The sequence below is a fragment of the Mesorhizobium tianshanense genome (assembly GCF_007830515.1).
GTDB classification, from domain to species: domain Bacteria; phylum Pseudomonadota; class Alphaproteobacteria; order Rhizobiales; family Rhizobiaceae; genus Mesorhizobium; species Mesorhizobium tianshanense.
Window position 1 is genome coordinate 1 of sequence record NZ_VLKT01000114.1, and the last position, 9,666, is coordinate 9,666.

At 60.6% G+C, this 9,666-nt stretch carries 5 protein-coding genes and 1 pseudogene; all 6 read left to right on the forward strand.

Features of this window, described 5'->3' with window-relative positions:
- The first annotated feature begins 170 nt into the window (after nt 1-170).
- Entirely contained in the window at nt 171-587 is a 417-nt protein-coding gene (locus tag IQ26_RS38145; protein WP_145723485.1) for a very short patch repair endonuclease, read from the forward strand.
- 84 nt (nt 588-671) lie between these two features.
- Nucleotides 672-3,632 carry a hypothetical protein gene (locus IQ26_RS38150; RefSeq protein WP_145723486.1) on the forward strand — a complete coding sequence of 987 codons (2,961 nt, stop codon included), beginning with the start codon at nt 672-674 and terminating at the stop codon, nt 3,630-3,632.
- A 135-nt stretch (nt 3,633-3,767) separates the two neighbouring features.
- Nucleotides 3,768-4,055, forward strand: a pseudogene (locus IQ26_RS40955) (DEAD/DEAH box helicase); the annotation flags it as partial.
- A gap of 71 nt (nt 4,056-4,126) precedes the next feature.
- Nucleotides 4,127-8,902, forward strand: a complete 4,776-nt coding sequence (locus IQ26_RS38155; protein ID WP_240547469.1) for a helicase-related protein — start codon at nt 4,127-4,129, stop codon at nt 8,900-8,902.
- Between the two features lie 150 nt (nt 8,903-9,052).
- Nucleotides 9,053-9,394 (forward strand): hypothetical protein, encoded by a 342-nt coding sequence (locus IQ26_RS38160; protein ID WP_208760310.1) that lies wholly within the window; start codon nt 9,053-9,055, stop codon nt 9,392-9,394.
- 139 nt (nt 9,395-9,533) lie between these two features.
- Nucleotides 9,534-9,666 (forward strand): helix-turn-helix domain-containing protein (locus IQ26_RS40170; protein ID WP_208760311.1); only part of this gene is annotated, 133 nt, incomplete at its 3' end.

Here is a 9,666-nt window from a genome sequence, read left to right on the forward strand (position 1 = left end):
CCTCCGTGCGTGAGGATCGGCTCGGCCCATCCGAGCAACCCTCGTCTCTTAATCGCACGAAAGGGCGGGCCACCGATCTCAGCCCTGGAACATGACGTCTAGCGCAGTCACAGTTTCGCCATTCCTCCGACAGATGCCAAATTGTGATAACGAGACCGTAAACAAAAACAATGGTAGACACGCTCACCCCCGCCGAGCGCTCGGAGCGCATGTCCCGTATCCGTTCATCGGATACCTCGCCCGAGCTATCACTTCGCAAGGCGCTGCACAGGTTCGGCTTACGCTACACGCTTGCAAATAGGGACCTGCCGGGGAAGCCGGACATCGTTTTCCGGCGCAAGCGCGTTGCGGTGTTTGTCCATGGCTGCTTCTGGCACCGCCACGAGAACTGCAAGGTCGCCAACATGCCCAAGTCTAACACAGCCTTTTGGCAGGCGAAGTTTGGCAGCAATGTTGCGCGTGACCAGAGGGCGCGTACCCTACTCGAGGAACTGGACTGGAGGGTCGAAGTCGTATGGGAATGCGAGCTTGGGCCCAAGACCGTCGCAAGGACGGCCGAAAGGGTAATGACCATCGTAAAGAGTTGATGCAGCGCAATAAGACTGTATTACGAGTAATTTTTCCTAGACATTTTGCAAGCACTATCCAAGTCTATGCGCCGCGAGGGGGAAATGACCGCGGCATTACCTTATGGGTCGGTTAACGACGCGATAAACGACATTTTTTTCGACGGGCGCTTCGCGGCGCAGCCGGTCTATTTGTCAATGGACAACGGCATGCGCAGTGAATTCGGCGAGCGCTTCGGCATCGATCCCGACATGACTGAAGCTGCGGTCTGCGAGAGCGTGAAGCAAACGCTTGCGCTTGCGGGCGATCCGTACGGAAAGCACACCCTCGATGCACGGAAGTGGAGCCGTGCCGGAAAGCGCAGCCCGCCATCATTCTCGGCTCTACTCTTTACCTTGGCGTACGCCGCCGAGTTGATGGAGGCCGAGGGCACATTTGCCAATAACAACTACTACTACCGCCTATCGCAAGTCATGGGCATCGAGCGCGAGATCCTGAAACGATATCGCAACTCGCCTGAGCCACTTTGGCTCGCGCTGAACGATTGGCTCGTGGCCAACAACCATCTCCTTGGACGCCCAACCGCACGACCAATGAGTTCGACATGGCGATACGTCGGATGGTCGATCTCGCAAGCGATCGTGCGCGCAAGCGACCGGGACCTTTTCCACGACTTGTTCGAACGCTTCGGATTCAGTGGAAGCGAGGCCATTTCGAAACGGGACATGGTCCACTACCTCGCCAACTGGATGCTGACGAGCAGGCCAAATGCGCGCCTCAAGAACGCCTGGAGCAAGCGTGAGCTAAGAGAGCGTGTAGCCGAGGCCGCAATCGCGGAGCTCGCCAACTGGAACAGCGGCTCGGGAACGACTATAGCCGGAACGCAGGCACGCGCGACAAGGCTCTCGCTGCTCGCCAACCTCGTCCCGCGGCTTGCTGGCCCAGTCCTCGAACTCCATCTTGGCCACCTCGGCGAGGAAGCCACCCCAGCCACCCTTGTGAATGAAGCCGGATCCTTTCAGATAGCCAATGACGAATTCGGCAACTTCGCAACAATTAGCCCATCGCCCTTCTTCGCCGGGGACGTGGCGCTCGGGCAGCTGCAAGCATTCAAGCAAATCGACTCCGCTCGCAGGTTTGAATGGCAACCGCGACTGGTCGTCCCCTTCGCCAAGCCGGAACAAGGCGCCTTATGGGTCGAGGCAACGCGAGTAGGCTTCGGAGTGCAGCACCTCCTGCTTGTTCGCGACACAGGCAGACTGCCAAAAATGGTGGAGTCCTACCTTATGAAGGCAGCGTCGCGGCTGCCGACTATTGCATCGGCAGGAAAGCTCAAGGGCCTCCCCACTGGCTGGATTCTCTATGGCGACGTCCAGATCAGCCGGACGAATATTCAGCCGGACTCATATGACCTCGAATGCCTTGTGCCGTTGGGCGAAGGCAGCGTCCTCGACTTCCAAGGCGGCTTGCAGCTACTGCCTAGCTTTTACCATTCCAAGTCCAGTCCGGTAGCGCGTCTTGCCGTGCCAGCCGGACCCGCGCGCCTCGAGGCAGCCGCGCCAGTTGCGGAAGGCATTATCGCGTCCACGCCATCGGCAGGCAAGGAAGTCGAGCTACGGCTTGGCTCCAACATGGGCGAAGCCCTAGTGCTGCGTGGCTATGAGGGAGAGGAGCTAGTTGAGGAAACGGAGGTCTTCTTCAGGGACGCAGACAATCCCACGCCGTTGCATCGCGATGGCCGCGGCCAACTGGAATATGCCTCCATCTTGTCAACGGGCAAGCCCGCGTTCACGCCATCGGTTGCCGTCCGTGGCATGTCGGTCGCGGGCGAGGTCAGGCATCCAGGCAAGGTCGACCAAGGAAGTAGTGAACCGGCCGCCATGCTGCCCGAAGGCGGCGCTGCGGAAGATGTCCAGGATGCTGCCTACTCGCGTGCGGTCGAGCAGCATGTGGCCCGCGAAGCGTGCATAGAGAACGGCTACCACGTTTGGCGCTTCCCCATGATTCCCGCGGACACGCCACGCGGGACGCCGATCGAGGGACACTGCACGAGCTGTTCACAATCGCTGGTCATCGTGTACCGGCAAAGGAAAAAGGTGCAGCCGGCGGCGGCCTTGCCTGCCCGCATACCACTCCCTCCCATGCCGTTGCCTACGAACGACGACACTCATCCAGTCGACCACGACTTGCTCCTAGATGCCTTGTCATTCTTCGGTAGTGGATCGTGGAGCAAGTTCGTGGCCTTGCTGGATGCGCTTACGACGACACCGCAATTTGCACGGCAGGTTGCCGAAGACTACGCGGCACTCGGCCTCGTTGATGTCGAGCTGAGGCCAGGTTCCAGCGCCATCCGGTCGTGGAGTGTGCCTGCGCCTGCCATTAACTTCTTCGGCGAGAGGCAGGCCTTCCTTTCTGGGTTCCGTTCTGGCGACCTAGTCCAGCAGCTACAGCAAGCTGTGGTGGATGCTGGAGGCAAACTTTCAAGCGCGCCGCAGGGTGGCGGGCCCTCGGCCCTCTTCTTCGAGGGCATCGACGACAGCGTCTTGCGGACAGCCATCGATGGAATCCATGACCCGCACGGCCGGCAGGTCGCGATCAACGTGCAGCCGGCACTTTCCATCGCGGGCGCGTGCCTCGCGATGCCGCCGTTGGAACAAGGCCTTGTCCCGGTATCCATAGGGCGCGCAAGAAACCTCCAGCAGTTCAACCCGCAGTCCGCACGCTGGAAGGACGTTGAAGGGGTCCGTGGCAACGGTTGTTACCGATGGAACGAGGGTTCGCAGGCCTACGCATATGTAGGTGCCGACGGAACCGCCAAGGGAGGCCCATACCAAATCACCAAGTTACTCGCCGCGCGCGCGTCGCGGATGCGGCTGCACGCATACGATGCGAGCAAGCACGTGTTCCGGTCGACACTCGGCTGCGAACCGCCCGGGCTCCTCTCACGCGCCCTTGTTGCTTGCTCCGGCCGGCTGCCAGCGAAGGACCGTGGCATAACGATCCATACTAGCGTCACCCCAGAAGTCGGGCTGGCGACCATGAAGGTACTTTACGGGGAAGTGTAGATGATCAGCGCAAATCCAAACAGCGTAATAGACTACATCCGCGAAGCCTACCTTCGATACTACGATAGTGCCTTCTGGATGCGCGACCCCAAGGTTATGGAGGAACGACGGAAAATCCTACTCGCCGACGGCGTGATGTCACGCAATCCGCTCATCGAGGCCATACCACAATATCCCTCCACCGATCCAATCGAAGACGTTTGCAAGCGCGCGGGACTCGACACCTTCGTGGCCCAACACCTTGCACGGGTGGTCTTCGGGTCCACAGGCCCTGTGAAGCTACGCAGGCACCAAGCCCAGTCCCTCGAGACCGCCACGAAGGGATCCGCTAGCGGCGCGCGGAACGTAGTAGTCACCTCTGGCACTGGCTCCGGCAAGACTGAAAGCTTCCTGCTCCCCCTCCTCGCGAGCCTCTTGCAGGAGCGCAAAGACGGTGCTGGCCTTGGCACGCTCAACCGTTGGTGGGCTAAGGAGTATGGTCCCAACGACACGCAATGGAGGCACTCGCGTACGTCTTCGGGCAACCAAGTCGTGTCCGCAGTCCGCGCGCTCGGGATATATTCGGGAAACCGCTGTTCTATTTTGGCCGGTATACCGGCGCTACTATCGGCTCGACATTCACGCCACCCGCAACCCTCAATGCGTCTGCCCGCACGCGGATAAATGACATCGGTCGGGAAGTCCTCGGCATAGAAAACGACGTCGCGGCAATCCGCAAGCACATGGAATCCCAAGGCCGTTTGACGGCTGACATCCTCACGACATGCAGCCAGTTCCAGGATCCTTCCATCGGCGAGATGCTGACGCGCTGGGACATGACGTCGGCCGCGCCCGACATCCTCATCACTAACACCAGCATGCTCAACATCATGCTGATGCGCGATGTCGAGGCGCCTATCTTCGAGCAGACGAAGTCATGGCTCCAATCAAACCCCGCGAACACGTTCACACTCGTGGTGGATGAACTCCACAGCTATCGCGGAACGCAAGGCACCGAAGTCGCGCTCGTGGTCCGCAACATGCTCGACCGCCTAGGCCTGGTCCCGGGATCCAAGCAGCTGCGTTGCATCGGCACGAGTGCCTCCCTGGATGGCGAGGCCGGCAAGGAGTACCTTGAACAGTTCTTCGGGGTGGACCGGCAGTCGTTCTCCATCTTCGCTGGCGAGGCACGGAAGTTCCCTGCTTCGCTTCCGGTTGACCCGGAAGCAGTCCAGGTAAAGGAATTGCTGGGCGGAACCGCGGACGAGGCCAGGGAAGCACTCTCGGGCATGGGCTTCTCGCCCCGCGAGGCCATCGCCGCTGCCTGCGCCACGGCCGGCAAGGCAACGACGATCGATCCCACTACTGGCAAAGACGTGCAAGTAACGAGGCCCGTCCCGCTCCCAGCATTGTCGCGCGCGGTGTTCGGCAAGGATGTTGACGAGGACGTGCTCACCGCCTTGTTCGTCGCTGCTAAGCTCGAACAGAAGGAAGGCAGTCAGGCATTTGAAGAGCCCCTGCCCACCTTCCGCTCGCACATGTTCCTGCGCCAAGTGCAAGGCATGTGGGCTTGCTCCAATCCAGGCTGCACGGACGTGCAGGAGGAGTACCGCTCCGAACGCCGCAAGTTCGGCCGCTTGTTCAAGTCACCAGCGATGAAGTGCGAATGTGGTGGCCAGGTACTAGAGCTGCTCTATTGCTACGACTGCGGGGAAGCGTTCGTCGGTGGGTACATCGTGCCAGCGACTGATCCCCAACTTGCCGCGATGAACTTGACGTTCCTTGAAGCCACGCCACCAACTGGCACGACCGATAAGACTAGTCAGGTCAACGAGCGCACGTGGGATGAATTCCGCTGGTACTGGCCCAGCGGCACGCTTGGCCAGGGTCAGCGCGCGACCTGGACGCATGAAACGCCATCCAAGAAGCAGGTGCGCTTTCAGTTCCAGCGAGGTACCCTCAACCACTACTCAGGCGAGCTTAGCACCGACACCTCGGCCGCGACCGGCCTGATACTGGCCGTTTCCGGCAACCTGGCCACGAATGAAAGCGTCGCGGCGCTCCCCGAGGTTTGTCCGTGCTGCCAGAGCGACAAGCGCAGCCTCAATTCCATGCCCAAGTACAAGAAACCGTTCTTCCGCGGAATCGTCATTAGTCCTATCCGCGGACTCCGCACGGGTCTCAACATCACCACGCAGTTGGTGGCCGACCGCGCGATGTACTCTACGGGCGACGGCCAGCAAGTCGAGAAGATGATTGCCTTCACCGACAGCCGCGACGATGCGGCCGATTTGGCGGCCGGGCTTGAACTAAACCACTTCCGCGACCTGGTGCGGCAGCTTGTCTACTCGACGATCCAACCACGCAAGGTCCCGACTAGCGACGAACTATTGCAGTTCATCGGGATGGACACCCAGGACCCCGCCTTCAAGCCCATCTTCGAAGCCGCCGAGAAACTCACGCCCGGCATCTTCGACGCGGTGCAGCTCAACAAGTTCGTTCCCACGCAGCAACGCAAGGACCTAATCGCACGCCACGATGCCGCCGCCATGAGCCAGCGTACCGGCTGGCCTACGCTGGTCGTTTCGATGCGCGACGCCTTGGTCGGGCTCGGGCAGAATCCCGCTGGGCCAGCCGCAAGCCTAGCCACGGACAACGGACGCGAGACCGGAACTCCGTGGTGGAAGTTCTTCGACCCACCTAACAACGATGAATGGGAGATGGTCGCACCCAGCGTCGCAATACAAGGGCGCCGACGGTTCGTAGAGGAATTCTCCACGCAGCTCGCAAAGTCCCTTTTCGATCGTGCCGGACGCGATATGGAATCCATGGGAGTCGCGCGCATCGAGGTCGACGGCACGCATGGCACAAAGCTCGGCATGGACGAGGCCAAGGCAAGTTGCGTCATCTCCAACGTAATCCGCATGCTCGGACTCGCTCAGTACATGGTCGGCGAAAAAACCCGCAACTCGACGGCCGTGCCCAATGTTCTCAAAAGCTACATCGAGCGCGTTGCCAGTGATCTCAACCGCGATACAACCGAGTTGGGAACCACCATCGGCGACCGATTGGATGGCCTCGGCGTCATCAATGCTAACTGGCTGCTGCATATCGAGAAAGAAGCTACGCTGAAACTTGCCGTAGTGCCGCGTGGCGACCGCAAGTTACACAGGTGCAACAGCTGTTCGCGCTTGACGATGTCCATCGAAGTGCCGGTCTGCACGACGCCGCATTGCCAGTCAAAGTCGTTCAGCGTCGTCGACAATCCAGGCGATGACTACTACGCCTGGGTCTCGAAAGAGCCGCCACACCGGCTGTCAGCGGCGGAGCTCACCGGCCAGACGAAGCCGATGTCCGAGCAGCGCAACCGCCAGCGCCTATTCAAGGGCACCGCGTTCCTTGACGGCGAATCGCCGCTGGTCAACGGACTTGACGCGCTTTCGGTTACGACCACGATGGAGGTCGGCGTCGACATCGGCTCGTTGAAGCTTGTGATGATGGCCAACATGCCGCCGCAGCGCTTCAACTACCAGCAACGCGTTGGCCGCGCGGGGCGTGCTGGTCAGGCGTTCTCGTATGCCGTCACGATTTCCCGAGGCGCTGCTCACGATGATTACTATTTCAACAATCCCGAGCGCATGACGGGCGACCTACCTCCCCAACCGAAGCTCGACTTGTCGCGCCCGGAAATCGTACGCCGCGTTATTGCGGCCGAGTGCCTGCGCCGCGCCTTCCTCCAAGCCACGCCACTGCCGGAGCGCAATGAGGAAAGCCTCCATGGCATCTTCGGCCGCGTCGGCGAATGGGTTTCCACCTACCGCAGCCAAATAGCCAGCTGGCTCGCAAGCTCGACCGAGGTTGACAGCGTGGTCGAACGCCTCGCCACGCACACGCCGCTCGTGGGATTCACGGCCCAGCTCGCGAAGGTCATCCGCGACGAACTCGTTCCCGCAATCGACGCGGCCGCTTCGAACCAACGCCTGATCCAGGAGGAACTGAGCCACCGCCTGGCGGTCGCGGGCATCCTGCCGATGTTCGGCTTTCCGACGCAGGTCCGCAGCCTCTTCCAGGACAAGAGAGCGTCCAAGCTAGATGAGGTCGTCATAAGTGACCGACCCATCGACCACGCCGTTTGGGCGTTCTCGCCAGGTTCGGAGATTCCTAAAGACAAGCGGCTGAACACCGTCTCTGGCTTTGTCTTGCGGCGCGAAGGGCCTACGGGCGTGTTTAATGAACAACAGCCACTTGGCAGACCCGTCACCTATACGCGTTGCACGGACGATGCATGCGGCACGATTGCCGCCACTACCGACACGGTTTGCGCTATGTGCGGCTCACCATCGCGGCCTTTCCCCCTGTATCAGCCACGCGGTTTCCTCTCCTGGTTCAAGCGCAAGGACTACGATGGGCAACGGCAACGCGGCCGCGCCTTGCCGCCGCCGGTTAGGGCCTTCGAGCAGGCGTACGGCAACGAGGGCTGTGGGGCCATGAAGATGGCCCACGACTCGGGCGCAGTCGCGGTAATCAACGACAATGGCAACCGCCTCTTCGAGTTTTACCAAGAACCATACGAAATTGTCTCCGTGCGCGAGCCCAGCCTCTACCGGGATGAATCCCCGTGGGACAACGCACCCGCTGCAACGCCGTTCGATACCGGTGCTGTCGGTGCTATCTTCACGACGGATGTCCTCAGCTTCTACATCGGCGGGGCCGATGGCGTTGGACGCCAAGGCATGCTCGATGCCAAGAACCAGCCTTCGGCACGTGCGGCGATCGCTTCGTTCGCCGAGTTCGTGAAACTTGCACTCGCAACCGCCCTTGACGTCGACCCTGCTGAGTTCAGGGTTGGACGACAGTTGCTCAAGAAGGATGGTTGCGAGACCGAGCAGGTCTTTATTGCGGATGCGCTCGAGAACGGCGCCGGCTACGCGCGCTGGGCGTCTGATCCCGCGAATATGCGCTCGGCCTTGCTCGCCTACTATGACGTCGTGGCGAAGAAGTGGCAGGACCCCAAGCATGCCCATGATTGCGACCGGTCTTGCCCCGACTGCCTGCGCAACTACGCCAACCGCTTCAGCCATGGAATTCTGGACTGGCGGCTTGCGCTCGACCTCGCCGACTTAGTGTTGGGCAATCCACTCCAGCTAGGGCGGTGGATAAACGGCGCGGAAGACGCTGCCGCCAAGGCGTTTACCCGATTCTGCAAGGATGCAGGAATGGAGGTGGCCTTCGATTATTCCGAGTCCGGCCTCGCCATGGTCGTGCGGGGGGGGGAAGGCCCTCGTCATTAGCCATCCACTCTGGCACGTCAATGACGGCTTCCTGCAACCCGAGCAGCGCGAGGCCCGTGACCAGCTGCGCCTCCAGGGTATCGACCCCATCTTCGTCGACGTCCGCGACTTTGCCTCGCGGCCAGCAATCTACTACCTGAGGCTTCAATCGTGATCGAGGTCATCGGAGAGGAAGGAACGCCGGAACACGATGCGGCCATTGCTGTAAAGGACGCACTTGCGAAAGCATGGCCGGGGCTAGACACCAGCCCTGATACCGATGATCACGTGAAGATTGCCGCGAGCGTGAAGCTCTCCGGCCATAAGGTTAGTGACATTGACGTGGTGGTTGTCGGTCTGTTCAGGACGAAGCACTACATCATCCCGAAGTCCCAGGCACGCGATGCCGATGGCAACAGCCTCGTTGGTAAACAGGTCCGCGTGCGCTCGTTCGTTGCCGCTATCGAGGTGAAAATGCGTGTTTCGGTAATTCCCGGACACCCTTTTCGCTAAATCCCGGACAGTGATTTCAGTAATTCGCGGACAGCGATTCCGCTAAATCCCGGACAGTTTTCGGGAGCGGATTTGGCGGTCGGTTCTCGGCTGCGCCGTTCTGGCAGTTTGGCCTCTCACGATGATGTTGAGAGGGGCCATGCCGAGACGGAAGCAAGCGAGACGAACGAGCGTGAGGGACATCCAAGCGATCTTGCGCCTGACCCATGAGCAGGGTCTTTCGGTGCGTGAAGTGTCGGAACGGCTGAAGATCAGCAAGACGACAGTATCGA